Origin of the sequence: Burkholderia ambifaria AMMD (genome assembly GCF_000203915.1) — a bacterium.
Taxonomy (GTDB): Bacteria; Pseudomonadota; Gammaproteobacteria; order Burkholderiales; family Burkholderiaceae; genus Burkholderia; species Burkholderia ambifaria.
Map to the genome: position 1 here is coordinate 428,430 of NC_008390.1, position 26,231 is coordinate 454,660.

20 protein-coding genes are annotated in these 26,231 nt (G+C 66.6%); 12 read left to right on the forward strand and 8 right to left on the reverse strand.

The features are described from left to right. The first annotated feature begins 61 nt into the window (after positions 1-61). The 6 genes from tssE to BAMB_RS01980 all read left to right on the forward strand — a co-directional run bounded on the left by tssE (position 62) and on the right by BAMB_RS01980 (position 8,327). A complete protein-coding gene (tssE, locus tag BAMB_RS01955) occupies positions 62-547 on the forward strand; it encodes a type VI secretion system baseplate subunit TssE (RefSeq protein ID WP_011655823.1) in 486 nt (161 codons plus the stop codon). A 77-nt stretch (positions 548-624) separates the two neighbouring features. Further along, on the forward strand, positions 625-2,460 hold the full coding sequence (gene tssF / locus BAMB_RS01960) for a type VI secretion system baseplate subunit TssF (RefSeq protein WP_011655824.1): 1,836 nt from the start codon (positions 625-627) through the stop codon (positions 2,458-2,460). Then, positions 2,424-3,524, forward strand: a complete 1,101-nt coding sequence (gene tssG, locus BAMB_RS01965) for a type VI secretion system baseplate subunit TssG (RefSeq protein ID WP_011655825.1) — start codon at positions 2,424-2,426, stop codon at positions 3,522-3,524. The genes tssF and tssG overlap by 37 nt, the downstream gene beginning before the upstream one ends. 43 nt (positions 3,525-3,567) lie before the next feature. Further along, entirely contained in the window at positions 3,568-6,237 is a 2,670-nt protein-coding gene (gene tssH / locus BAMB_RS01970) for a type VI secretion system ATPase TssH (protein WP_011655826.1), read from the forward strand. Between the two features lie 39 nt (positions 6,238-6,276). After that, the gene (gene tssA, locus BAMB_RS01975; protein ID WP_011655827.1) at positions 6,277-7,398 is read left to right on the forward strand and encodes a type VI secretion system protein TssA; all 1,122 of its coding nucleotides are present in this window, start codon (positions 6,277-6,279) and stop codon (positions 7,396-7,398) included. A gap of 50 nt (positions 7,399-7,448) precedes the next feature. Then, positions 7,449-8,327 carry a DUF3304 domain-containing protein gene (locus tag BAMB_RS01980; protein ID WP_011655828.1) on the forward strand — a complete coding sequence of 293 codons (879 nt, stop codon included), beginning with the start codon at positions 7,449-7,451 and terminating at the stop codon, positions 8,325-8,327. Positions 8,328-8,590: 263 nt separating this feature from the next. Here BAMB_RS01980 and BAMB_RS01985 read toward each other — a convergent pair whose 3' ends face one another. The 5 genes from BAMB_RS01985 to BAMB_RS02005 form a co-directional block, all read right to left on the reverse strand. Continuing rightward, positions 8,591-9,166, reverse strand: a complete 576-nt coding sequence (locus tag BAMB_RS01985; protein ID WP_041491076.1) for a hypothetical protein — start codon at positions 9,164-9,166, stop codon at positions 8,591-8,593. A gap of 140 nt (positions 9,167-9,306) precedes the next feature. Next, positions 9,307-10,257: an OmpA family protein gene (locus tag BAMB_RS01990; protein WP_011655830.1), complete on the reverse strand. Its 951-nt coding sequence runs from the start codon at positions 10,255-10,257 to the stop codon at positions 9,307-9,309. Between the two features lie 4 nt (positions 10,258-10,261). Further along, the gene (gene tagF / locus BAMB_RS01995) at positions 10,262-11,251 is read right to left on the reverse strand and encodes a type VI secretion system-associated protein TagF (RefSeq protein WP_011655831.1); all 990 of its coding nucleotides are present in this window, start codon (positions 11,249-11,251) and stop codon (positions 10,262-10,264) included. Beyond that, positions 11,248-15,189 carry a type VI secretion system membrane subunit TssM gene (tssM, locus tag BAMB_RS02000; RefSeq protein WP_011655832.1) on the reverse strand — a complete coding sequence of 1,314 codons (3,942 nt, stop codon included), beginning with the start codon at positions 15,187-15,189 and terminating at the stop codon, positions 11,248-11,250. The genes tagF and tssM overlap by 4 nt, the downstream gene beginning before the upstream one ends. A gap of 301 nt (positions 15,190-15,490) precedes the next feature. Next, entirely contained in the window at positions 15,491-16,336 is an 846-nt protein-coding gene (locus BAMB_RS02005) for a M15 family metallopeptidase (RefSeq protein ID WP_041491077.1), read from the reverse strand. A gap of 121 nt (positions 16,337-16,457) precedes the next feature. Here BAMB_RS02005 and BAMB_RS02010 point away from each other — a divergent pair, with 121 nt between their 5' ends. Continuing rightward, positions 16,458-17,429 carry a hypothetical protein gene (locus BAMB_RS02010; protein ID WP_011655834.1) on the forward strand — a complete coding sequence of 324 codons (972 nt, stop codon included), beginning with the start codon at positions 16,458-16,460 and terminating at the stop codon, positions 17,427-17,429. A gap of 213 nt (positions 17,430-17,642) precedes the next feature. After that, positions 17,643-18,671: a transporter gene (locus tag BAMB_RS02015; RefSeq protein ID WP_011655835.1), complete on the forward strand. Its 1,029-nt coding sequence runs from the start codon at positions 17,643-17,645 to the stop codon at positions 18,669-18,671. 133 nt (positions 18,672-18,804) lie between these two features. Here BAMB_RS02015 and BAMB_RS02020 read toward each other — a convergent pair whose 3' ends face one another. Beyond that, on the reverse strand, positions 18,805-20,973 hold the full coding sequence (locus BAMB_RS02020) for a M1 family metallopeptidase (RefSeq protein ID WP_011655836.1): 2,169 nt from the start codon (positions 20,971-20,973) through the stop codon (positions 18,805-18,807). A gap of 644 nt (positions 20,974-21,617) precedes the next feature. Between BAMB_RS02020 and BAMB_RS02025 the strand changes: the two genes are divergently transcribed. The 4 genes from BAMB_RS02025 to BAMB_RS02040 all read left to right on the forward strand — a co-directional run bounded on the left by BAMB_RS02025 (position 21,618) and on the right by BAMB_RS02040 (position 24,847). Beyond that, complete coding sequence (locus BAMB_RS02025) at positions 21,618-22,112, forward strand: LEA/WHy family protein (RefSeq protein WP_011655838.1); 495 nt, start codon at positions 21,618-21,620, stop codon at positions 22,110-22,112. A 149-nt stretch (positions 22,113-22,261) separates the two neighbouring features. Then, on the forward strand, positions 22,262-22,594 hold the full coding sequence (locus BAMB_RS02030) for a YegP family protein (protein ID WP_011655839.1): 333 nt from the start codon (positions 22,262-22,264) through the stop codon (positions 22,592-22,594). A gap of 139 nt (positions 22,595-22,733) precedes the next feature. Continuing rightward, positions 22,734-23,867 (forward strand): methyltransferase, encoded by a 1,134-nt coding sequence (locus tag BAMB_RS02035; RefSeq protein WP_011655840.1) that lies wholly within the window; start codon positions 22,734-22,736, stop codon positions 23,865-23,867. A gap of 89 nt (positions 23,868-23,956) precedes the next feature. Beyond that, positions 23,957-24,847 (forward strand): class I SAM-dependent methyltransferase, encoded by an 891-nt coding sequence (locus BAMB_RS02040; RefSeq protein WP_041491313.1) that lies wholly within the window; start codon positions 23,957-23,959, stop codon positions 24,845-24,847. A 67-nt stretch (positions 24,848-24,914) separates the two neighbouring features. On the opposite strand, the gene BAMB_RS02045 is transcribed toward BAMB_RS02040, so the two are convergent. Both BAMB_RS02045 and BAMB_RS02050 read right to left on the reverse strand, forming a co-directional pair. Next, a complete protein-coding gene (locus BAMB_RS02045) occupies positions 24,915-25,487 on the reverse strand; it encodes a DUF1415 domain-containing protein (protein ID WP_041491078.1) in 573 nt (190 codons plus the stop codon). An 82-nt stretch (positions 25,488-25,569) separates the two neighbouring features. Continuing rightward, positions 25,570-26,193 (reverse strand): TetR/AcrR family transcriptional regulator, encoded by a 624-nt coding sequence (locus BAMB_RS02050; protein ID WP_011655843.1) that lies wholly within the window; start codon positions 26,191-26,193, stop codon positions 25,570-25,572. Between the last annotated feature and the right edge of the window lie 38 nt (positions 26,194-26,231).

Here is a 26,231-nt window from a genome sequence, read left to right on the forward strand (position 1 = left end):
GTCGGTTGCGGCAACGGGGCGCGCTGCGTCCCGTTGCCGTTTTCGCTGTGCGAGCCGGCTGATGAAACGATTCGAACCCAGTTTTCTCGACAAGCTGTTCGACGACGAACCGCACCTGCCGGCCTCGGCAGCGATGCGGCAATTGTCGCTGGACGAGCTCAAGAACACGGTCGCCCGCGACGTCGAGGCGATCCTCAACAGCCGTATCGCGCACACCGAACTCGAACTGGCGGAGCTGCCGGAATGCCAGAAGTCGGTGCTGACCTACGGGCTGAACGATTTCGCGGGGCTGAGCCTCGCGAGTCATTACGACCGCGCGTTCATCTGCAAGTCGATCCAGCAGGCCATTGCGCGCCACGAGCCGCGGTTGCAGCAGGTGCAGGTGACGTTCGAGCTGAACGAGCAGTCGACCAACGCGCTTTACTTCGCGATCCAGGCGCTGCTCGTCGTGCATCCGGCCGAAGAGCCGGTGAGTTTCGACGCGATGTTGCAGCCGTCGACGCTGCAGTATTCGGTCACGCGCACACGCGCGGCAAGAATGCTGTGAGTCAAGCCGCCGAGCGGGCCGGACCGCCCGGTGGAGGAACAGGGTCCGGCAGGAAATATTGAGGTTCGGGGTCGTCGATGGAAGAATTGCTGCCGTATTACGAGCGCGAATTATCGTTTTTGCGGCGCTATTCGCGAGATTTCGCCGAACGCTATCCGAAGATCGCCGCGCGGCTCGCGTTGTCCGGCGAGCACTGCGAGGATCCGCACGTCGAGCGGATGATCGAGTCGTTCGCGCTGCTGGGCGCGCGCATCAACAAGAAGCTCGACGACGACTACCCGGAATTCACCGAAGCGCTGCTGGAAGTGCTGTATCCGCACTACCTGCGGCCGTTCCCGTCGTGCTCGATCGCGCAATTCACGCCGGCTTCGCCCGGCCAGCAGACCGAACCGGTCGTGATCGACCGCGGCACCGAGCTGAAGAGCCGTCCGATCCGCGGCGTGCAGTGCCGGTTCCGCACCGCGTACGACGTGACGCTCGCGCCGATCCGCATTTCGGAAGCGCGCTACATGCCGGTCGCGCTCGCGCCGAGCGCGACGGTGCTGCCGTCCAACGCGACGGGCGTGATCTCGATCACGTTCGAATCGCTCGCCGCGCAGCTCGATCTCGGCGCGCTGAAGCTGCCTACGCTGCGCGCGCACCTGCACGGCGAACAGTCGTTCGTCGCCGCGCTGACCGACTGCCTGTTCGTCAACGTGCTCGGCGCGTATGTCGAGCCCGAGCGCAACGGCCGCTGGACCGCGCTGCGCAAGCTGCCGATCGCGCACGCCGGCTTCGACGAGGACGACGCGCTGATCGACTACCCGGCGAAGTCGCACCCCGCCTATCGCCTGCTCACCGAATACTTCGCGTTCCCCGACAAGTTCGATTTCGTCGATTTCGACGTCGCGGCGATCGCGCGCGCGTCGGGCCGCTGCCAGCGCGCGACGCTGCATCTGGTGCTGCAGGACGTGCGCAGCGATTCGCACGTCGCGCGGCTGCTCGAGCTGCTGACGGCCAGCCATTTCCGGCTGTTCTGCACGCCGATCGTCAATCTGTTCCGCCAGCACGGCGAGCCGATCCGCATCACGCACCGCGCGGTGTCGTATCCGGTGATCGCCGAAGCGCGCCGGGCGTTCGCGTACGAGGTGTACTCGATCGATTCGGTGAAGCTCGTTCGGCAGCAGGCGCATGAGGAATCGGTGATCGAGTTCCGGCCGTTCTATTCGCTGCATCACGGCGAATCGGCGCGGATCGGTCATTACTGGTTCGCGCGCCGCAACGACTGGGTCGCGCAGAAAAGCCCCGGATACGAAACGGAGATCTCGATCGTCGACATCGACTTCGAGCCGACGTCGCCGCAGACCGACACGCTGAGCCTCGACCTCACCTGCACGAACCGCGATCTGCCGTCGATGCTCGCGTTCGGCCTCGAAGGCGGCGACCTGTTCCAGGAAGGCGGTGCGCAGACGAGCGGCATCTCGCTGCTGCGGCGCCCGACCCAGAGCGTGCGTTTCGAGCGCGGCCGCGCCGCGCACTGGCGGCTCGTGTCGCACCTCGCGCTGAATCACGTGTCGCTGGTCGCGCACGGGCTCGCGCCGCTCAAGGAAATGCTGACGCTGTACGATCTGCGGCGCACCGCCGTGTCGATGCGCCAGATCGACGGCCTCGCCGGCGTCGAGCAGCGCGGCGCCGTGCAGTGGCTGCCCGGCAAGCCGTTCGCGACCTTCGTGCGCGGCATCGAGATCCGGCTGACGATCGACGAGGAGCACTTCGTCGGCGCGAGCCTCGCGTCGTTCGTGCGCGTGCTCGACAGCTTCTTCGGGCTGTATGTCCACCTCAACAGTTTCGTTCAACTAGTCGTGGTGTCGAAGCGCACCGGCGAGGAGATCATCCGATGCAAGCCCCGAACCGGCGAATCGATCCTGGCGTAGTCGACGCGCTGCTCGACGAGCCGCACCGCTTCGAATTCTTCCAGGCGGTGCGCGTGCTCGAAGGGCTGTTCGCGCGGCAGGCGTCCGATGCGCCCGGCGCATGGCGGCAGGGCGACGTCGTCGCGCAGCACATCGAATTCCGCAACACGCTGTCGCTCGGCTTTCCGCCGAGCGAGATCGAAGGCGCCCGGTCGTTCCACGACGGCGGCGCGCTGCTCGATTCGGATGAGGAACGCGGCGCCGCGCTCGCGGCCGGCGAGCTCGGTCACGTCGAGCTGACGCCGGCGTTCTTCGGGCTGCTCGGCGCTCAGGGCGCGCTGCCGCTGCACTACACCGAGCAGATCGTCGCGCGCGAGCATTTGAAGCGCGACCACGCGGCACGCGCGTTCTTCGACGTGTTCTCGAACCGCGCGACCGCGCTGTTCTACGCGGCGTGGAAGAAATACCGGCTGCCGTTCCATTACGAACTCGATCGCGACGAGCGCTACCTGCCGCTCTTGCTCGCGATCGCCGGCGTGCCGAGCGACGAGATCCGCGACAACCTCGCGGCCGGCGCGGGCGGCGTGCTCGACGAGGCCGTCGCCGGCTACGCGCTCGCCGCGCGGCACCGGCCGATGTCGGCCGCGTACCTGCAGCGCGCGCTGTCCGACTACTTCCGCGTGCCGGTGAAGATCGACCAGTTCGTCGGCAAATGGTACGACGTGCCGCCCGACCAGTTGAGCGTGCTCGGCGAGGTCAACGCGGTGCTCGGCGCGACGGCGCTCGTCGGCGAACGTGTGTGGCAGCGCGACATGCGCGCGCGGATCGTCGTCGGCCCGCTGTCCAAGCGCGACTACGAAGCATTCCTGCCCGGCGGCGCGCACGCCGTCGCGCTCGAGCGGATGCTGACGCTGCTCGCCGGCGTCACGCTCGAATACGAGGTGAAGCTCGTGCTGAAGCGCACCGAGGTGGGCGCGAGCGTGCTCGGCGCAGGCTCGCGGCTCGGCTGGGACGCGTTCCTCTGCACGCGCGACGCGCTCGACGACCGCTCGGACGCCCGCTACGAACTGCACGTGATTCACTGATTCCAAACGACAATAAACACCAATCGAACCTGAGATCGACGCCATGAGCACGCCTCTGAAGACCCTGATCACGAAACTGAACCCGCTGTGCCGGCACGCGACCGAGCGTGCGGCGAGCGCGTGCCTGGCGCGCGGCCATTACGAGGTCGATCTGGAGCACCTGTTCCTCGCGCTGCTCGACGAGGCGACGGGCGACCTGCCGCTCGCACTGCGCGCGAGCCGCGTCGATCCGCATGCGCTGCGTGCCGATCTCGAGCGCGAACTCACGCGGCTGAAGACGGGCAACACGCGCACGCCGGTTTTCTCCGTGCATCTGATCGCGCTGTTCGAGCAGGCATGGCTGATCGCGTCGCTCGATTCGCAGCTCGGCCGCATCCGCTCGGGGCACCTGCTGCTCGCGCTGCTGACCGCGCCCGATCTCGCGCAGTTCGCGCAGCGCATGTCGCCGCAGTTCGCGGAAATGAACGTGACGGACCTGAAGCACAAGTTCGACGAGATCATGGGCGGCTCGAGCGAGGCCGAGCCGCGCCAGCTGGATACGGAAGAGGGTGACGTCGCGCCGGCCGCCAACGGCGCCTTGCCCGCGGCCGGCCCGTCGAAGACGCCCGCGCTCGACACGTACACGACCAACCTCACGCAGCGTGCGCGCGACGGCAAGATCGATCCGGTGATCGGTCGCGAAGCCGAGATCCGCCAGGCGATCGACATCCTGATGCGCCGGCGCCAGAACAACCCGATCATGACCGGCGAGGCCGGCGTCGGCAAAACGGCGGTCGTCGAGGGCCTCGCGTTGCGGATCGCGGCCGACGACGTGCCGCCGCCGCTGCGTGGCGTCGCGCTGCACGTGCTCGACATGGGCCTGCTGCAGGCCGGCGCGAGCGTGAAGGGCGAGTTCGAGAACCGTCTGAAGAGCGTGATCGACGAGGTGAAGAAGAGCGCGCACCCGATCATCCTGTTCATCGACGAGGCGCACACGATCATCGGCGCGGGCGGCCAGGCCGGCCAGAACGACGCGGCGAACCTGCTGAAGCCGGCGCTCGCGCGTGGCGAGCTGCGCACGATCGCCGCGACGACGTGGAGCGAATACAAGAAGTACTTCGAGAAGGATGCGGCGCTTGCGCGGCGTTTCCAGGTCGTGAAGGTCGAGGAGCCGAGCGAGCCGCTCGCGGCCGCGATGCTGCGCGGGATGTCCGGGCTGATGGAGAAGCACTTCAACGTGCGGATCCTCGACGATGCGATCACCGAGGCCGTGCGCCTGTCGCATCGCTACATCAGCGGCCGCCAGCTGCCGGACAAGGCGATCAGCGTGCTCGACACCGCGTGCGCGAAGGTCGCGCTCGCGCACAGCGCGACGCCGGCGACGATCGACGACACGAAGAAGCGCATCGAGCGCATCGACGCGGAAATCGCGTCGCTGGAGCGCGAATCGGCGGGCGGCGCGTCGCACGACGAGCGGCTGCTCGAACTGCGCGGCGCGCGCGACACTGCGCTCGCGCAATTGGCCGAGGACGAGGCGCGCTATGAAGCCGAGCGCGTGATCGTCGCCGAGATCACCGAACTGCGTGATGCGCTCGACAAGGCGCGCGGCCCGTCGGAAGACGGCGAGCCGGTCGACGTGTCGGCCACTCGCGAGAAGCTGACGGAGCGCGTCGCGGCGCTGCACGCGCTGCAGGGCGGCGAGCCGATGGTGCCGCTGCAGGTCGACGGCCATGTCGTCGCCGAGATCGTCGCCGCGTGGACCGGCATTCCGCTCGGCCGTATGGTGAAGGACGAGATCGACACCGTGCTGAATCTGCAGCCGCTGCTGAGTGCGCGCGTGATCGGCCAGGACCATGCGCTGGACGCGATCGCGCAGCGCGTGCGCACGGCGACCGCGAACCTCGAGGATCCGAACAAGCCGCGCGGCGTGTTCATGTTCGTCGGGCCGTCGGGCGTGGGCAAGACCGAGACGGCGCTCGCGCTGGCCGACATCCTGTACGGCGGCGAGCGCAAGATGGTCACGATCAACATGAGCGAGTACCAGGAAGCGCACAGCGTGTCGGGCCTGAAGGGTTCGCCGCCGGGCTACGTCGGCTACGGCGAAGGCGGCGTGCTGACCGAGGCCGTGCGCCGCAACCCGTATTCCGTCGTGCTGCTCGATGAAGTCGAGAAGGCGCACCCGGACGTGCTCGAGATGTTCTTCCAGGTGTTCGACAAGGGCACGATGGACGACGCCGAAGGGCGCGAGATCGACTTCCGCAACACGCTGATCATCCTGACGTCGAACGTCGGGTCGGCCGCGGTGATGCAGGCGTGCCTGAACAAGCCGGCCGAGGAGCTGCCCGATCCGGACGCGCTCGCCGAGGCGCTGCGCCCGCAGCTGTACAAGACGTTCAAGCCCGCGTTCCTCGGCCGGATGAAGGTCGTGCCGTACTACCCGATTTCCGACGACGTGCTGGCCGAGATCATCGAGCTGAAGCTCGAACGGATCCGCCGCCGCATCGACGCGAACCACAAGGCCGCGTTCGAGTGGGACGAATCGCTCGTCGATGCGGTGCTCGCGCGCTGCACCGAGGTCGACTCGGGCGCCCGCAACGTCGACCACATCCTGAACGGCACGTTGCTGCCGGAGATCGCGGGCCACGTGCTCGGCCGGATCGCCGACGGCGCGGCCATCGCGCGCATCGCGGTGCGCGCGGACGAGGCCGGCGAATTCGCTTACACCGTCGAATGAGCACCGCCGCGCAACACGCATTGATGAACTGACCGAACCATGCCGATCAATCTTCCCGAGTTGCTGACGCCGATCAGCGATGCGTCGCCCAGCGGCGACGACCTGCTGTTCTCGAACGAATTCGACGCGATCCAGGACGCGCGGCGCTACGATGATCCGACGCTCGACCAGGGCGAGTGGGTGACCGAGATCAAGGAGGCCGACTGGGGCTTCGTCGTCGATCACGCGGGCGAGTTGCTGCGCACGCGCACCAAGGACCTGCGGCTCGCCGTGTGGCTGACCGAGGCGCTCGCGCTGGAGGACGGCATCACCGGCCTCACCGAAGGCTATGCGCTGCTGGAAGGCCTGTGCCGCGACTATTGGGACACCGTACATCCGCTGCCGGAAGGCGACGACGTCGAATACCGGCTCGGCAACGTCGCGTGGCTGTCCGGCCGCACGGCCGAGTTGCTGCGCGGCATCCCCGTGACGGAAGGCGCGTCGAACGCGTTCACCACGCTCGACTGGGAAGTCGCGCAGCATGTGGCGCAGGCCGTGAAGCGCGACCCCGAACACGCGGACGACATCGCACGCGGCAAACCGTCGGTCGAGCAGGTCGATGCGTCGCGGCGCGTGACGCCGATCGCGTTCTACACGACGCTGCTCGCGAATCTGAAGGCGTTCGAGTTCTCGCTCGATGCGTTCGAGGAGCGGCTCGTCGAACGTGCGGGCGATTCGGCGCCGAGCTTCCGGCAGGCGCGAGACGCGTTCGAGACCGTGTACCGGCTCGCCGAGCGCTTTGCGCGCGAGCAGGGCTATACGGGCAGCGCGCCGCATGCGCCGTCGGCACCGCAGGCGCAGCCCGAGCGCCTCGAGCCGAGCTTCGGCGACGCGTTCCCCATCCAGGAGACCCATGTGCAGTCGCAGACCGCTCCGCGTCCTCCGATGACGCAAATGATCGCCGGCATCCAGAACCGCGCGCAGGCCGTCGACCAGCTGCGCGCCGTCGCGCGTTACTTCCGGCAGACCGAGCCGCACAGCCCGGTCGCGTATCTCGCGGACAAGGCCGCCGAATGGGCCGACATGCCGCTGCACAAGTGGCTCGAGAGCGTCGTGAAGGACGACGGGTCGCTGTCGCATATCCGCGAGCTGCTGGGTGTGAGGCCTGATGAGCAGTCGTGAGGCAGTCGCGAGCGACGGCTTTGAGACCTGAGAGCGCGGGCGGGTTCGCGATGAACGAGGGCTGTCGCGGTGCACGCGCCGCTCGCGGACCGTTCTCCGCCGCGTTGCGAGTTGCCGCGGCAGGCTTGCTGTTCGTGTCGATGGCGGCGTGCAGCAAGTCCGATCCGACCTACACCAGCATTTCAACCGAGGCGCTGAACTACCTGCCGTACAACCTTGTTCGGTTCACGATCACCGATCAGTTTGGCAACAAGGCACGCGGTGGCGGTGATCTTGAACCTGGGGCAGGTGAAGGCAGCATCGCCTGCTGTTACTTGCTGAAGGGCACTGATTTCAAGGTTCAGTGGACCTATTACGATGCGGACGACTGGCGACCGGGCGAGCAGGTGAAGAAACAGCAGGCGGAGACGGACGTGTCGTTGCCGCCGACGAAGGAGCCGGATTCGATCGGCTCGCGCATTCTCGAGGTTCACTTCTACCCCGACCGTCATGTCGAACTGGCATTTCCCGGCGAGATGCTGGGCAGTACACGGTTGCCAATCGTGGACGTGTCGCGTGATCTGGCGAAACGATACGGCAAGCAGCTCGACAAGAAGTATCAGGACAACGACGCCCAGTCGCACCGCCGGATTTCGAGAACCGTTGCGGAAGCGTGGATCAAGTACCGCTTCACCGATCGCGGCGATCTCGAGCAATACGCGTATTACGCGCTTCTGGTGAACCCCCGGTTCGACGCACACCCGGAGGTGCAGAAACTCATCCAGTCAAGCAAGGGGAAGCCGGGCGCATTCGCGAAGGCGGCCGCCGTCCTGTCGCCGACGGTTGTGAAAGAGCTTGGGCAGAACCGATTCCAGGCGGTTGCGGTGCCGTCGATTCCAGCGGGGCTGGTGCCGCCGCGACGGGGGGACAATAGCCATGGCCGGAGCTAACGATCGAGACGCCATTCGACTCGATCCGGAGAGCAGGCTGTACTCGAACATCTCGCGTCTTTGTGATGCGCACCACCGTCCCGTGAATCAGTTCTGGTTCCAGCTCTACTATTCGCGCCCCGGGACGGATCCGACGCGGATACCAAGTCGAACGTCCGGCTCAATGCCTACCTCGCAGCGGGGAAAATGATCGGCAAGAAGGTTCTCGATGCAACGCGTTCGAGGCGACCAAGCGTGATCCGAAACCAGTCTTTCCGTATGCGTCATGAGCCGCTGACGCGATTGGATACTCGCCGCGTTCTGCGCTTTGCCGCGTCCCTTTTGCGCGCCTCGATCCACGGCAGCAGCGAAATACCCACCGCACACAGCATCAACCCGCCGACCACAGCGAACAGACCGAATCCAATTTCCCGTACCCACGCCCCGCCCACCACCGCGTCGTTGCGCCGGGCAATACCCGGAAACATCGATGAAACACGCAGGCCGTCGTTAGCGGCCGCGTTGCAGTACGTCTTCGTGAACGCGACAAACTGTTCGTGGCTGATGTTCGAGGCGGCCGAACGCGAATACACCGGCGACCCGGCAGGCTGCCACGTCGTATCGTACTGCTGCGTCTCTCCCACGCCATAGCGGAAGAGGGCGCGCGCCTCCCATGTCACACTGGATTTGCCATATCGCAGCGACACCTCACATCGCTCGACAACGGCGGGGACGTGAGGCCACGCACGAGCGCGAACGAGGATGGCCGAATTGATCGTGGCAGCTGCACCCGCCAGCACGAAGAACCCACCGACGACCAGAAGAATGGCCGACCGCAAGCAGCGCAGTGCGTATTTCACTGGAATATGGCTGGATTCAGTAGTCGGTCGGTCAGGCGACCGACTTGTTGACACTGCGGAAGCAGAATGGGGCGTGCGCAATCCGCGGAACGCGTCTACCGGTATCCTGCCCCCGGCTCGCCATGTCGCGGAATCGCCGCTTACTGCCCCACCCGAAACTCGATCCGTCGATTCCTCGCCCGTCCGTCCGCCGTATCATTCGGCGCAATAGGCTGATCCGGCCCGACCCCCGTCGTCGTCATCTGCTGCGGTGGGATGCTCTTCGTGATCAGATACCCCTTCACCGCATCCGCGCGCGCCTGGCTCAGCGCGATGTTCGACGTCCGGTTCCCCGAGTTGTCGGTGTGGCCGATGATGTCGACCGTGCGGTTCTGCAACTTCGACAGCGCGGCCGCCATCTGATCGAGAATCTGCCTGCCTTGGGGCGTGAGCGTCGCGCTGCCCGTCTCGAACTCGATCGTGCGGTTCGCGAGCGTCTGGTCGAGCAGCCCCTGCTCGGACGCCGACACACGCAGCCCGTTCTTGATCGTATACGTCGGGTTCAGCGTGTTCGCCATGTCGCTCGCGAGCTGCTGGCGCTGCGCTTCGTTATGCACCTCGCCCTTCACCTCGATCTGCGTGCCGTTGATCTTCAACTGGCCCTTGCTGATCTGCTTGAGCTGCGCGCCGAGCAGTTTCTGCACGTTCGCGCTCCAGTTCGGCGGCGTCGCGACGTCGCCGACCTCGATCTGGTCGACCACGTTCGCCGCGCCGTAGGTGTCGCGCAGCTTCTGCAACACGGCGGCCTTGGTCGCCTCGTCGGGCACCTTGCCGCCGGCCACCACCTGGCCGGGCGTCGCGTTCGCGGGCGGCGGCGCGATCGTGCCGGCCGTGCCGTGCACCACCGTGCCGGACCCCGCGGCCGGCGCGGCGGCGGGGTTGGTATTCGCGGGTAGGGCGGCGGTCGCGACCGTGCCGTTGCCGACCGGCGTGACGGTCGCGCCGCCCGTGTTCTGCGCGTAGGCCGCGCCGCTGCCGACGAGCCCGGCGACGACGAGGGCGGCCACGAAGGGCGACAAGCGCGCGCGGCGGATGTGAATCGTGCGTTGCATCCGGTCAGCCTCCGATGAACGCTTCGCGGAATGCGTCGATGGCGACGCGCAGCGAGAGTTGCGGTTGGTCGAGGTAGCTGACGAGCTTGCTGATCTGCTGATCGTTTTGCGCATGGGCGTCGATCCACTCGGGATCGTCGATGTCGATGTTGTGGGCGGCGTAGGTCTGCGGGTCGACGACGCTCAGCAGCGTCTTCGAAGACGCGCCGTTGAAGCCGATGATCAACCGCTCGCGCTCGGCGATCGAGCCGATGAAGATCGCGAGCTCGAAGTCGGCCTGCGCGACGAACGGTGCGATCAGTTCGAGCCAGAACGCGGCGACGAGGCTGCGATAGAACGGATCGACCGGCAGCGGCAGCGTGAGGCCGCGCTCGATGTGCGACGAACCGCTCTGCATCACGGGCCGCAACAGCGAGCCGAGCGCGAGCATCGCGCCGCGCAGCCGGACCGGATGGCCGCTTTCGAGCAGCATCTGCTGCAGGCCGTACAGCGACTGGTGTTCGATGAAGTCGTTGAAGGTGCCGTCATGCGACGTGCCGGGGCCGCCGACGTCGATCGGCACCTGCGTGTCGCCGAGCGCCTGCAGCGCGCCGGGCGGTTCCTCCTTGGCCAGCAGCGGCGGAATCTGCGCGGCGACGCGCGACCACAGCCGCGCGAACGCGAGCGGGCTGCGCGCGAGGAACGCGAGCGGCCGGTCGACTTCCAGCGCGGTCGCGCCGAGGAACGGGAAGCGGCGCATCGACACGTCGTGGCTCGCGACCATGTGGCCCGCGATCGCGAGCTTGCTGCGCGAGCCGAGGAACGCGAAATGCATCGGCTTCGCATCCTCGTAGACGATCTTCCAGCGCGGATCTTCCGCGAGCAGTTCGAGCGCCTGCGCGATCCAGCGATCGAGCGTCTGCAGCAACTGCGGATTGTGCGGGCTCTTCACGAAGTCGCCGCGCGACGGAATCTTGCCGAAGTAGGCGATCTGCGCCTGAACGGTTTGCGTCATTGCGCCCCCTGTGCATTCGTTGCGGTGGCGGCCGTGACGGCCGGTGCCGCGGCCGGCGCGCCGTTGCCGGCCTGCGTCGCGTTCTGTGCCGCGCCCGCGCTCGCGTCGGCGACCGACGACGGCAGCTGCAGGCCGCGCAGGCTCTGCTGCTGCGGCTGGTCGCCGCCGCCGCCCGTCGGCTGCGACGTGCTGATGATACGCATCGTCACCGACACGTTCACGCTGCCCTGGATCCACGTGAGATCGAAGGTGCCGTCCGGACGGCGCTTGCGCTGCGCGGAGTTGATCAGCTTCTCGAGACCGTAGCGGCCCGGCTCGTTGACGAGCTGCACCGTGCGGCCGTCGAAGGTCGTCGCGGACAGCGTCGCGCCCGGCGACCCCTGCGGGTTCGGCCACACGAAATTGGTCCACTGCGGCGGCGTGTTGCGGTAGCGCAGTTGCTGGCCGTCGATCGCGATCGTGTATTCCGTCGTGCCCGTGCTCGGCTGCGGCAGGATCTGGAACACGGTCTGCGGTTCGGCCGCCGCGGCCGCGCCACCTGCGGCGCCGCCGGCGAGCGGGGCGACCCAGCGCGCGAAGCCGTTCGTGAAGTCAGGCGTGAGGCCGATGCCCATGTCGCCCCACGTGCGGGCCGCGAGCGTGTCGCCGCGGCGCACCGCGAGCGGGCCCAGCGTCGTGCCGACGAACTTGGCGATCGCACCGTCCGGGCCGAACACCTGCGCGATTTCGCCTGCGCCGGCCTCGACCTTCGCATTCGCGGCGAACGGGTACTTCGTCGCGAGCGAGCTCTGGAACGGCTGGTAGACCTGCGCGTTCCACACCTTGTTGACTTCGGCGCTGGCCGGCTGAATCACCACCGAGAACGCCTGCATCAGCGGGCGCACCAGCAGCGGACGCAGCGACTTGCGTTGCGAATCGGTGAGGCCGGTCAGCATCTGCTCGTCGACGAACTTCAGCGAATCGGCGAGTTCCGAGCCGTTGCCGTCGAGCGTCTGCTGCATCAGCTGGCGCGCGCCGGGGCCGGGGTCGCCCTGGTTCTTGATCACGTTGAAGCGCGTGCGCACCTTCGACAGCGAATCCATGTAGCCCTTGAGCATCGACGTGCCGTCGTGCGTCGCGACGATCCGCGCGAGCCCGATGAACTCCTGGCCGATCGGACCCATCGGCACCTCGGCCGGATTGCCGTTGATGTCGATGTTCGCGGCCGCCATCTGGCCGGCCTGCGAGCGCGTGAACAGTTGCTTGACCCAGTTCACGACACCCGTCTGCGCCTTCTTGATCGTCACGTTTGCGAGCGACGGGTTGTCCCACGACGTCTGGTCGTACGCGGTCTCGAGGATCTTGCGGATCGGCGAATCCTGCGGATCGCCGAGGCGGTTCATCCCGTCGACGGCCTGGCCGAAGCTGCTGAAGCCCTGCACCGCGATGCCCTGCATGAACTTCTGCCAGTGCTGTGCGTATTCGGTCTTGTACATCCCGACGAGGGTCTTCTGGATCTGCTCGGGGCTGCCTTCGAGCGTCAGGTCGTCCTGCGTCGACGTGTTCAGCACCCAGTCCTTCGCCTGCAGCTCCTTGGTCGCCGCGTCGCGGATCGCCGGCTGCACGTAGTCGAACCAGGCTTCACGCGTGAACGTGCCCGGAATCGCGTAGCTGCCGGCGACCAGCCCCTGGTTACCGTCGCCGACGATGCGCGCGATGGTCATCGGCGCGAAGCGGGTCGACGCGCGGGCCTTGATTTCCTCGTAGACGCGCTGGCGGGCCGGCATGCCGCGCACGACGCGGCGCAGGTTCTCGCGAGTCTGATCGACGAGCGCGAGGTTCGCGTCGATCATCGGCCAGTCGTCGTCGGTCACGCGCGATAGATAGAACGAGATCATGCGCTCGGCGCTCTTGATCATCTCGTCGCGCGGCATGTTGCCGCGATTCGTCTCGAGCCAGCCGCGCCAGAAGCGGGCGAGCTGGTCGGTCAGGTGCGCCTGTTCGACATGACGCTTGTCGGACAGCATCAGGTAGGTCTTCAGCGCGTTGTACGCGTCCTGCACGTTGGTCGGCGACGCGTCGCTGTACAGCCCGCCCTGCGGCGCAGCCGGCTGTTGCGGCGCGGCGGCCGCTGCGGCGGATGCGCCTTGCGCGGCGCCGGCCGGCGGTGCGGCGCCCGGCGGGTTGGTCGAGACCGGCACCGCGCCGCCCTGCACGGCACCCGATTCGGGCGGGCGCGTCATCGGCACGAGCTGTTCGGGGTGCGCGTTCACGTCCTTCATGAACGACGCCAGGTTCTGCGAGACCGGCGCGAGCAGGATCTGGCGCACGCCGTTGTAGTACTCGGTCAGCAGATGCTGCTCGAGACGGTCGCCCTGGTACAGGCCGAGCGACACCGACACCGGCTTGTCGCGGCGGAACTGCTCGAGCTGTTCGATCCGGTCTTCCAGGATGTCCATCGCCTGCAGGCGCGACTGCAGGTCATTGCGGCCCTGCTGAAGGCGCGTGACGTTGTCGAGGTCGGCCTGTACGTTCGCGACGAGCTGCTGGTTGCCGATCGTCGACCAGGTCCAGCCGCCGAGGGCGAGCGCGAGGGCCGCGACGAAGCCGAAGAAGGTCGCGTAGCGCAGCCGGGTCTTGGTCGGGCTCGCGAACTGGCGCACGGTCTGGCGGTCCGCGAAGATCACCTTGGAGAACAGGTCGCGCAGGAAGAAGCCGTTCTTCGAGAACGCGCTGTGCGGCTTCGGCAGCGCGTTCGCGTCGAGGCCGAAGCGGTGCGCGATGCGCTGCGCGGCGGCGCTGTTGGTTTCGCCTTCCTGCAGCGCGCTGGTGAAGTAGAAGCCGCGGAAGATCGGCTTGTACTGGAACGGGTTGTTCTCGAACAGCGTCGCGAGGAACGCGCGCAGCGACGGCTTGATCGTCGAAAATTCGAGCGGGAAGCTCAACTGGCCCGGCGACAGCTGGTTGCCGCGCGACAGCGACAGCTGCGCGACGCTGATCTCCTTCAGCCCTTCGTACAGCTCCTCGAAGCGCTCGTCGAACAGCGCGACGACGTCGCGCTTCTCGTCCGGCTCGTAGGGCAGGGTGGCGCCCCACACGCGGTCGTACTCGTGCTTGTCGCTGCTGCTGAAGAATTCGGTGAAGCCGGTGATCAGGTCGGCCTTCGTGAACATCACGTAGACCGGCGCGAACACCTCGAGCTTTTCGGTCAGCTCCTGAACGCGCTGACGGAGGTTTTTCGCGAGGTTGATCGCAAATTCGGGGCGGTTGCCGGTGAGTTCGGCGATGCTCGCGGTGACGATGATGCCGTTGATCGGCGCCTTCGGACGGTAGCGTTTCAGCAGGCCGAGGAAGCCGAGCCATTCGCTGCGGTCTTCCTCGTGCACCGAGTAGCGGCCGGCCGTGTCGAGCAGGATCCCCTCGGTCGTGAAGAACCAGTCGCAGTTGCGCGTGCCGCCGATGCCGTGGATCACGGCGCTGTTCTTGTCCGCGAACGGAAACTGCAGGCCGGAGTTCAGCACGGCGCTGCTCTTGCCCGCGGCCGGGTTGCCGATCACGATGTACCACGGCAGTTCGTACAGCGCGGAGCCGCCCGACACCTGGCCGATCTTCGACGTCTTGATCGTCTTCACCGCGTCGGACAGGCGCGTGCGCAGCACGTCGAGGTCGGCGGTCTTCGAGTCGGGCGCGAGCGCGGCCGCGGCCGGCGCGGCGATCTTGCCGGTTTCCGCCTGCTCCTCCAGCACCTGGCCGAGTTGCTGGTTCGCGCGCTTCACGCGCCAGCGGCGCCACAACGCGACGCCGAGCCACAGCACGAGGATCGCCGCGAAGGCGAGCGCCGCCCACAGGAGCGGCAGCTGCAGCATGTCGGCGACGATGAAGAGAATCGCCGCTAGCGCGACGATCCCGACAATCGAGAGCGTACGCGGATGAGTCAGCACGTTGAGGATGCGTTGCATAGGACGTTCAGGTTCCGGTGCGATTCAGTGAGGCGACGCAGGCGCGCCGAGCGGCAAGGGTGGCGCTGCGATGTGTCGCCATGCTGTCAAACGGGATGAAGGGGGCTGGCATCAATGCGCCCGCGGCATCGGAGAAGGCGCGCGCAATAACGAAAGGACGCTGTGAGAATTAAAACGGATGCGGCGGCCTGAAAAAATCGCGCACCGGAATGCCCGATCGATTGCGCCGCCCAAATCGTTTCCTGCCGGGTGATTAAAAAGCCCCATGCCGCCCTCATTATTTCTTGTCCGGCAGCCGTGACTAGCTGCCGCGTCCCAGTTTAAAACCGGGTTTATGGTATTCCACGTGCCCGAGATCCATCATCTTCCATCGGCCGCCCCAGGTCAGTCCGACCTGCTCGGCAACCTGGCCGTACAACTGGTAGCCGCGCATCGCCCACGGATCTTTCTCGGAAATGACCAGCTTGCCGTCGCGCAGGAACGCGTTGTCCGTCGCGAGCCCGAACTGGTGGTAACTCTGGAAGGCCGCCGCATTGGTCACGTTGGTGCCCATCTGCGCGAGCCGGTTCTGCCGTTCCGGACTCCGATAACCTTCCAGCAGCGCCATCTCGTAACCATATTGTTCGTGCATGATCTTGTAGACCAGCAGCAAACGCGTACGGAAATCGGGATCCAGCAGGTTCCAGTCGCGGCTCGCATCCTTCAGCGCCGGCCGCACCTGTTCGACTTCCTTCGTGGCAAAGACTTCCGGCGGCAACGGCGGCGGCGGCACGAGTTGTTCGCCCTGCAGCAGCGCGGCGATCTTCTCGTCTGGCACGCGCGCCGTGTCGTCGTACTGAAATAATTGCCGACCGCGTAACGCAATGGCCACCAATGGCGGCGTCGCAAGAATACCTGCCGACACCATAATCATCAAGCGCCGCCGAACCAGTAAATTTTGCACGCCACTTAATGCGCCGCGCGTCGCGGTTGCCGATTTAACAATTTGACTGCGCGTGCGTGCGGCGCGATCGTTCGCGCGGCGCGTCATGCGGCCGTGAAACTGGGCGACCGATTCGAAAACGGTCGCCCGGATACCCGGTAAAAGCAACAGGGCCGCGACCGCGACGGCAAGGGCGAAATAGGCGACGAGTGCGACGGCAATCAAGGAAATCCCCGGAAATTGGAATTGATTGTGTTTTGCAATGCTTGCTCTTAGAATCAGGCTGCCTTGAGAGGCCGGGCTATATTATCGCGGTGAATTAAACCAGGATTCAATGAGACGCTGAATGAGTGCGCCGGAAAATTCAAATTCGAAAACCCCGCCCAGCCTGCTGTCCGATACCAAACCGGCAGGCGGGGGCGGGCCGCAGCAATCGCGCATTCTCGCGAATCTGGAAGGACGTGTCACGCCGCCAGCCGAGGCCCCGCGCCGTTCGCTGAAGGGGCCGATCGCGGCCGTCGTCGCGCTCGTGGTCGCCGTCGGCGGCTGGGGCGCGTGGCGCTGGCAGCAGCAATCGGGCGAGCAGGCCGTCGTCGCCGCCGCGCCCGTGCCGGCACCGGCGAAGGTCGAGACGGCCAGCGGCGGCGCCCCGCAGGTCGCGCAGAATGCAGCGTCGGCCGCGCCCGCCGCGCAACCCGCGACGATTGTCAATGACGATGCCGCGTCCCAGACCGTTGCGTCCGCATCCCCTGCGTCGGGCGCCGACAGCAGCCGCTTGTCGCGCGCGCTCGCGAGCGGTGCCGACGATGCATCGGGCGCAGCCACGGCAGGCGCCGCCACAGCAGGCGCTGCCACGGCCGCCGCCGCAGCGGCGACGAAAACGGCGAAGGCCGACACCGCGAAGGGCGACAAGGTCGCCGCACACGGCAAGGCCGATGCGAAGGCCGACACGAAGGCGGATGCCCGCAAGCATCACAAGGAACAGCAGGCGGAGCTCGCGCAGGCGAAGAAGCGTCGCGAAGCGACGACCCGTACCGCGAGCGCGAAGGCGTCCGGCAAGGACGATCCGGATGCGGATCTGCTCGCCGCGCTCGTCGCCCGCACGAAGCCGGCCGACAAGAAGGCCGCCGCACAGAAGGGGCAGGCCGTGCCGACCAAGACGGCCGCCACGACGGGCGGTTCGCTCGCATCGCGCGTGAAGGATTGCTCGGAGCGCGGTTTCTTCGAGGATCAGCTGTGCCGCTGGCGCGTCTGCGACGGCCACTGGGGCAAGGATCCGGCCTGCCCGACCGCCGCGCAGTCGGAGCCGCGGCAGTAATCTTCGGCTTCGCGCCGGCTCGCTTATCGCACATGCGCCGCCCAATGGGCGGCGCATTGCTTTTTGGGATAGGCTGACGAGGCCGGGACGGTGCGTATGTGACAGTGTCACGAGAACGTCACATCCGTCGGGCATACGTTTCGTTTCATTTCCCGGCGTGGCGCCGCGAGGCGCGATGCGCGGCGCGGCGCGCGCCGCACGACCTTCGACACGATGGACCTGATCGTACAGACTTACGGTGCCGATACGTCCGGCATGGTGTGCGGATTCCGCTTCGTCCCGGGCGGAGCGGGCGTGATGCTCGACGCCGAAGCGGCCGCGGCATGGCTGCGCACGTGCCGCGCGCGCGATGCGAGCGCCTCGGACGATTTCGTCTGGCTGCATTTCAATCTGGCGCACGGCGCGAGCGAGCGCTGGATGCGCACCCACCTCGGATTGCCCGACAGCTTCTTCGAATTCCTGCACGAAGGGTCGCGTTCGACGCGCATCGAGCAGGAGGACGGCGCACTGCGTGCGATCGTCAACGACGTGATGTTCAATCTCGAACTGACGCCGTCGGAAATCGCGACGCTGTTCGTGCACGTCGAACGGCGCATCATGGTCACCGCGCGGCTCAAGCCGCTGCGCTCGGTCGACACGCTGCGCGCAGGCGTGCGCGACGGCGAGCGGTTCCGGTCGCCGGTCGAGCTGCTCGTGCACCTGCTGCACGACCAGGCCGACCTGCTGATCCAGATCATGCGGCGCACGAGCGTCGACGTCGATCGCATCGAGGATCGCTTCCTGTCGCAGCGGCTCACGTCGAATCGCGTCGAACTCGGCGCGATGCGCCGCACGTTGACGCGCCTGCAGCGCATGCTGGCGCCCGAGCCCGGCTCGATCTTCCGGCTGCTCGCGAAACCGCCCGCGTGGCTGCATCCCGAAGACGTGCAGGAGCTGCGCGAGTCGACCGAGGAGTTCTCGCTCGTGCTCGCCGATCTGTCCGGGCTCAACGAGCGGATCAAGCTGTTGCAGGAAGAGATCGGCTCACGCCTCGACGAGCAGAACAACCGGACGCTGTTCACGCTGACGCTCGTGACCGTGATCGCGCTGCCGATCAACATCGTCGCGGGCTTCTTCGGGATGAACGTCGGCGGCGTGCCGTTCTCCGAGAACAAGCACGGCTTCTGGCTGATGGTGCTGCTCGTCGCGGGCTTTACCGCGCTCGCCGCGTGGTGGGCGTTTCGTCGGCGCGACGATCGCTAGCTAGTCCTTGCCGGTGCGGCGCGAACGATACCGACAAAAAAACAGGCCCCGCATGCGGGGCCTGCCGAAGGACGTGAGGACTTGAACGCCGGCCGGCGCCGCGAACCGCGCGGCACCGGCCGGCCGGACAACGTTACTGAACCAGCGTCTTGCGCGGCTTGAACATGCCCTGATAGCGCAGCGACGGACGTTCCTTCGCCGTCGGCGCGATGCCGCCGAAGCTCGGCGTCTGGCGCAGCTTCATCGCGGCCGGCGAAGCGACCGAGCCGATCGACGTCGAACGCGAAGCCGGCGCGAGGTTGTTCGCGACGAGCAGCGCGGCCTCGCTCTTCAGGTTCGCGAGCAGCACCGGATCGGTCGAGCCGTTGACCTGCGTGAGCAGGCCGCTCCACGCGGCGTCGCTGTAGTTCACGACGTAGTAGTCGAGGCCGCTCGGATCGGCGACCACGCCCGTGCAGCCGTCGATCCGCGTCTGCGCCTGCGTATCCTTCAGCGCGAGCGTCGTGTGTTTCGCGAGACCCTGGCCGTACGCGAGCGTGATCGGCACCGTCCATTGCAGGCCCGGATACGCGTTCTTGTTCGGGAACGGCTGCTGTTTCAGCGTGACGATCGTCTGGTTCTTCGTCATGTCGCACTGCGTGTCGAGCGAGATCAGGGGCACGCCCGTCTGGCGCACGTAGCTGTCGCCGATCGGGCCGACCGACTGGCCGCTCGCCTTCGACAGCGCATCCCACAGGCGCTTCGGCGTGCCGTTGCCGAACGAGTAGTCGACCAGATACTGCTGCAGGCCCTGGCGCAACGTCTGCTCGCCGAGATAGTTCTCGAGCGTCTTCAGCACGTGGCCGCCCTTGTCGTACGTGAACGCGCTCGCGCTCAGCACGAAGTCGTTCGACGCCCAGTCGTTGAAGTTCGGCGCGACCGGGAACGCGTTCGGGCCGATGTCGCGATTGATCACGCGGTACTTGTTCTTCACCTGGTCGAGCCAGCTGAACTCGTCGGGGAAGAACTGGATCGTGGTCTTCGTCTCGAAGAACGTCGCGAACGACTCGTTGAGCCAGACGTTGTCCCACCAGTCGGTCGTGACGAGGTCGCCGAACCACTGGTGCGCGACTTCGTGCGTGAGCACCTCGTTACCGTAACGCGACATCGGCTGGCCCGGCTGCGGCAGGATGTCGTCGGCGAACTCGAGGATCGATCCCCAGTTCTCCATCCCGCCGAAGTTCAGGTCCTTCTGCTCCTTGAACGCGTCGTTCGCGGCGACCGTATCGAACTTCGTCAGCGGCAGCGGGATGCCCGTGTAGCGGTAGTAGTAGTCGAGCGCCTGCTTGGTGCGGTCCATCGCGGGCTTCGCCCAGTCGCTCATGCCCGGCGGCGTGAACACGCGCAGGTGCAGGCCGCCCTTGCCGCCCGGCAGCGGGCTCGAGAAATCGTCCTCGTAGGTGTCGAACATGCCGCCGCCGAAGAACAGCAGGTACGACGGCATCGGCGGGGTCTTCTCGAACTGCACGAGCTTGTAGCCGCCGCCGACGTTGGTCGCCGGCTTCTCGGCCGCGTTCGACACGACGCGCCAGCTTTGCGGCACTTCGGCCGTCACTTCATAGGTCGGACGGAACGCCGGCTCGTCCCAGCCCGGGAACCACTGGCGCGACAGGTTGGTTTCGCCCTGCGTGAGGATCGCGCCGCTCGTCTTGCCGTCGGTGCCCTTCAGGTCGACGCGGAACACGCCTTCCGCGGCCGAGCAGCCCGGATACGGATCGTCGCCGCAACTGCCGCCCGTCTGCGTGGCCGGATCGTCGTACGACTTGAAGTTGATGATGCCCGACCACTCCATGTGCAGCGAATAGTTGCCCGGCGCGATCGTGCCGGCCACGGGGCGCAGCTGGTAGAAGTCGCCCTTGTCCTGCGGCGTCGCGATCAGCTGGATGTTGCCCGGCTGCAGCGTGATGCGGCCGTTCGTGAACTTGATCCGGTGGCCGGCGATCACGATGTTGTTGACCGGCTTCAGCACCTTGATTTCGACGTCGGCGCGCCCGTCGAACGCGTCCAGCGCGTCGTTCGGGCGGAACCACAGCCGGTAGTTGACCGGTACCACGGTGTCCGGCAGCTCGACAGGCGACACGCTCTTGTCGACATTGGACGCGCTCGGCGGCGTGTTGGCGGCGGGCGCCGAGCCCGAGTGCGGCGCGCCGGCCGAGCTGAGTGCGGAAGCCGAGCCCACGCCGCCGTCGTCGCCGCCGCAACCGGCGAGTGCGAGTGCGGCGACCAGCGGTAGATAACGCATCTTGTGAATGTTGATCGACATGACTGAAACCTCGATTGTTGAAAGAATCGTTCAGTGCTGCGAAAACGCCGGCAAAGACAATCCCTCGCCGTTAATCAGCGGCGATGAGAAATGCCAATGACGGATTATTCGAAAAGACGGTCAGTCGACTACGTGAAGGTAATCATCGTTTACTGCCCCCTCTGTGTTTCCGGATGTCGGTTAACTTGCCGGTTCAAAATGGCCGTGCGCGTGTTGTACTGAATTGATTTCGCGCGCACGACACGCGGCCGCCCGCCCTGCACGGGCGTGCATTCCCTTTGAACCGACGACCCACGGGGCTGGCCGTACCAGGCCGCCGGACGGAAGGACGGCGTGTCGCCGTTCCGTAAAATCGCCGTCATGCGGCATCAAGGTTTGTCGGCCTGCTCGAAGGATGCGTAAATATACTTGATGGTTTTGGGTTAAGGAAACGAAAAAATTAGAAAGTGGCTCGATTGAGTTTTTCGTGTGCCATTGAATGCAGGCAGGCATTAATTCACTTTCCGTTTAGCTCCCGCTTTCCGTAGTTTTAATCTATTAACGATCTCGGCGCTACGCGAAAACTACGAATTCCGGGGTGGCGGGGCGCGCTCGGTACAATGCATCGACAACCTGTCGATCGATTGCCGCAAGGAGGCCAGCCGATGCCACGAGCCCTGTTCCTTATCGCGCCGCTGCGCGCCGTGCTGCTGCTGTTCGCCGCCGCCTTCGTGCTCGGCGGTTGCGCGGGCTTCACGCGCGAGCCCGTGAGCGTGTCCGTCGCCGGGCTCGACCCGCTGGTCGGGCAGGGCCTCGAGATGCGCTTCAGCCTGAAGCTGCGCGTGCAGAACCCGAATGACACGCCGATCGAATACGACGGCATTTCGGTCGCGCTCGACCTGAACGGCACGCCGTTCGCGAGCGGCGTCAGCGATCGCTCGGGCGTCGTGCCGCGTTTCGGCGAGGCGGTGATCGACGTGCCCGTTTCGGTCTCGGCGTTCGCCGCCGCGCGGCAGGCGTGGAACCTGCCCGGCGCGGCGGCCAGCGGCGAGCTGCCGTACGCGTTGCGCGGGCGGCTCGCGGGCGGTGTGCTCGGCAGCGTGCATTTCCGCGACGCGGGCACGTTGCGCATGCCGGCGACGCCGGGATGGGGCGGGTAGATGTGCTGGCAACGTCGGCCAAATGTCACGAAAAGTTGACGAATTAACAGTCTTCAACAGTCTGCTTGGCGGAAGTTGGATTGTGGTGGTTGCGGCTCCTACACTGGTCAATGTCCGAGGGTCGGACGTTCTTTTAGGAGAGTAACCACATGGCTGCAAAGTTCGAGATCAAAAAGGCGACGAACGGTCAGTACTTCTTCCATTTGAAGTCGGCGAATGGCGAGATCATCCTCGCGAGCGAGCGGTACGAGGAGAAGCGCGGCGCGCAAACCGGCATCGCTTCCGTCCGCGAGAATGCGCCGCTGGACGAACGTTATGAGCGGAAGGTCGCGCACAACGGCGAGTACATGTTCAACCTGAAGGCCGCAAACCGCCAGGTTATCGGTACGAGTGAAACGTACAAGAGCACGCAAGGCCGCGACAACGGTATTGCTGCCGTCAAGCGCGACGCGCCTGTCGCAGAGACTTTCGATCTCGCCTGATAGACGATCGTGCCGCGGCAAACGCCTTCGGGCGGGCGCCGCGGCCCCCGTTTTTGCGAGGCCGGACAAAGCGCGGTATGGTGTCGTCCGCGCGGTGAATTCTCGCCGCCTGTCTGAAGCCAACCGTAGCCGAGCTCGCGTGACCGATTTCCCCGTTTTCCACTGGACCGACGCCGACGGCGCCGAACATGCCGTGCGCTGGCGCTCCGAAGCCGGCGTGCAGCCGCCGAAGCGCGCCGTGCCGGCCGATGACCGCCTCACCGCCGATGCCGCGTACCGCCTCGCATGCGAGGGCACCGCGCTCGTCTGGCAGGGCGACTTCCAGAATGCGCGCCAGCTCGTGCAGGCGATGGCCCGCCGCGTCGAACGCAAGCCGAAGAAGGCGAAGGCCGCGGCCGGCGCCGACGCATTCAACCTGCATCGGCTCGCGCAATCGCAGCGCGCCCGCACGCTCGGGATGCTGCTGATCCCGCTCGATGCCGACTACAGGATCCCGCTGCGCCGCGCGCCCGACGTGCGCGCCGCGTGCGAGGAAGCGTACGGGCCGGGCGGCGCGCCGTCGGTCGTGTCGCTGCGCGAACTGCTCGGTCTCGTCGGCGCGCACGAATGGCGCAAGAAGGGCGTGCCGATTCCGGCGCTCGGCGGCGCGCCGATCCATCCGCATTACGGCGTGTTTTCGCCGGTGCGCGGCGAATACGTCGAACTCGTCGCGCGCGCGCCGCTGCCGGCGACGTCGCTCGCGTTCGACATCGGCACCGGCACCGGCGTGCTCGCGGCCGTGCTCGCATCGCGCGGCGTCGAGCGTATCGTCGCGACCGACCAGGATCCGCGCGCGCTTGCGTGTGCACGCGAGAACATCGCGCGGCTCGGCCACGCCGATCGCGTCGACATCGTCGAAGCCGACCTGTTTCCGGCCGGCCGCGCGCCGCTCGTCGTGTGCAACCCGCCGTGGGTGCCGGCCCGCCCGAGCGCGCCGATCGAATATGCGGTCTACGATCCCGACAGCCGCATGCTGCGCGGTTTCCTCGCCGGGCTCGCCGACCATCTCGAACCGCGCGGCGAAGGCTGGCTGATCCTGTCCGATTTCGCCGAGCATCTCGGCCTGCGGCCGCGTGAAACGTTGCTGCAATGGATCGATGAAGCCGGTCTCGTGGTGCTCGGCCGCGAAGACATCCGCCCCGCGCATCCGAAGTCGACCGACGCGGACGATCCGCTGCACGCGGCACGCCGCGCCGAGCTCACGTCGCTCTGGCGGCTCGGCGCGCGGGCCTGATCGCGCATTTTCGGTAAACTGTCGCCATTCCTCACGAATTCACGCCGCCGGGCCGTGGTCACCCGACCATGGCCCGGCGCCGCTTCACGATGTCGAACAAGACCTACGAAATCCGTCCGGAGCAGTCCGTCGAGCTGTTGAAGGAACTGCACATCCTGACCCGCGACGGCAAGCTGAACCAGGACAGCCGCCGCAAGCTGAAGCAGGTCTATCACCTGTTCCAGTTCATCGAACCGTTGCTCGCGAGCGTGCAGGCCGACAAGGGCGCCGTCACGCTCGTCGATCACGGCGCCGGCAAGTCGTATCTCGGCTTCATCCTGTACGACCTGTTCTTCAAGCAGCAGCCGGGGCACGGCACGCCGGCGTTCGCGTCGCACGTGTACGGCATCGAGACGCGCGAAGAGCTCGTCACGCGTTCCACCGAGCTCGCCGCGCGACTCGGATTCGGCGGGATGTCGTTCCTGAACCTGTCGGTCGCCGACTCGATCACGTCGCCGAAGCTGCCCGAAACGGTCGATGTCGTGACCGCACTGCATGCATGCGACACGGCGACCGACGACGCGATCCGGTTCGCGCTCGCGAAGCGCGCGCAGCACATCGTGCTGGTGCCGTGCTGCCAGGCGGAGGTCGCGGGCGTGCTGCGCAGGAACAAGGGCAAGTCGCTTGCGAATGCGCTGACGGAAGTGTGGCGGCATCCGCTGCATACGCGCGAATTCGGCAGCCAGATCACCAACGTGCTGCGCTGTCTGCAGCTCGAGGCGCACGGCTACCAGGTCAGCGTGACCGAGCTGGTCGGCTGGGAGCATTCGATGAAGAACGAGCTGATCATCGCGCAGTACAAGAACCTGCCGCGCCGCAAGCCCGGCGAACGGCTGAACGAGATCCTCGGCATGTTCGGGCTCGCCGAACTGAACGAGCGCTTCTTCGTGCCGGCGCCCGCGGCGGCGGAAGGCGAGGCCGTCGAGCCGGCCGCCGACTGAGGCCGACTGCGGTCGACTGACGCGCGCGGCCCGTTGGCCGCGCGATGGCCGGCCGTCGCGCGACGCGTCAGACGTCGCCGCCCGGCCGGCGCATCCATTCACGCCAGCCGTCGTGACCGAGGCGGCGCAGCGTTTCCTGGTTTTTCTCGTAGATCGCGGACGCGTCCGGAAACGCGTCGACCGCGCGCGCGATGCTGTCCTCGCGCAGCAGGTGCAGGATCGGATACGGCGCGCGGTTCGTGTAGTTCTCGATGTCGTCGGCTTCGCTGCCTTCGAACCGGTACTCGGGATGGAAGCTCGCGATCTGCAGCACGCCGTCGAGCCGCAATTGCTGCACGAGCCGCTCGGCGAAGAACAGCGCATCGTTGTAGTCGACGAAATCCGCGAACGCGCGCGGATAGATCACGAGCGTCGTGTCGACCTGCTGGGGATCCGCCGCCTCGAGCGCGCGCAGCTCGGTTTCGAGGTCGGCGAGTGCGTCCTCGAGCGTCGTCGCTTCGCTGATTGCATAGCGCACCTGTTCCTTCACATAGACGCTTTTCGCGAACGGGCACAGATTGAGTCCGATCACCGCGCGCGCGAGCCAGTGCCGCGTGGCGGCGAGGATGTCGTCGTGCGAGTCGGGGCGGGTGTCGGTCATGGCGAAGGCAATCGGGCGAAGCGGCAGCGAGGGCCGCATTGTAGCTGGAGCGGACCGGCGGGGTTCGGGCGTGCGCCGCCCGTCACGCGCAGCCGGCTTCGATCAGCTGCGTGACCAGCGCGGGCGCGGTGCCGATCGGCGTTTCGCCGTGCCGATACGTCTGGCTGGCCGCGTAGATGCCTTCGACCACCAGCGCGAGCGCATCGGCGAGCGCTTGCGGCTGCCGTGCGCCGGCGCTGTCGCACAACGCGACGAGCCGCTTCATCAGCTGTTCCTTGTTCTGCGCGACGCGCTCGCGGGCCGGGTGCGAAGCATCGGGGAATTCGGCCGCGACGTTGACGAACGGGCAGCCGCGATAGTCCTTCTGCGTCGCGCGCTCCGCGAGATCGACGAAATACTGGATCAACTGCGCCTTCGGCTGGCCCGGATGCTTCGCGATGCTCGAATCGAAACGCTCGAAGAAGCACGCATCCATTCGCTCCAGATACGCGAGGATCAGCTCGTCCTTCGACGAGAACTGGCGGTACAAGCTCATCTTGTTGACGCCCGCGAGTTCCACGACCGCCTCGACACCGACCGCGCGCACCCCTTCCTTGTAAAACAGCTCCTCGGCGGCGCGCAGCAGATGTTCGTGCGCCGCGGCCGCGGCGATCGGCCGGCGCGTGCGGCGTGCCGGCGGCTTGTTGACGGCCTCGATGCCCGACATGATGACCCTCGACTGCGTGATGGAATTGCTTGACATGT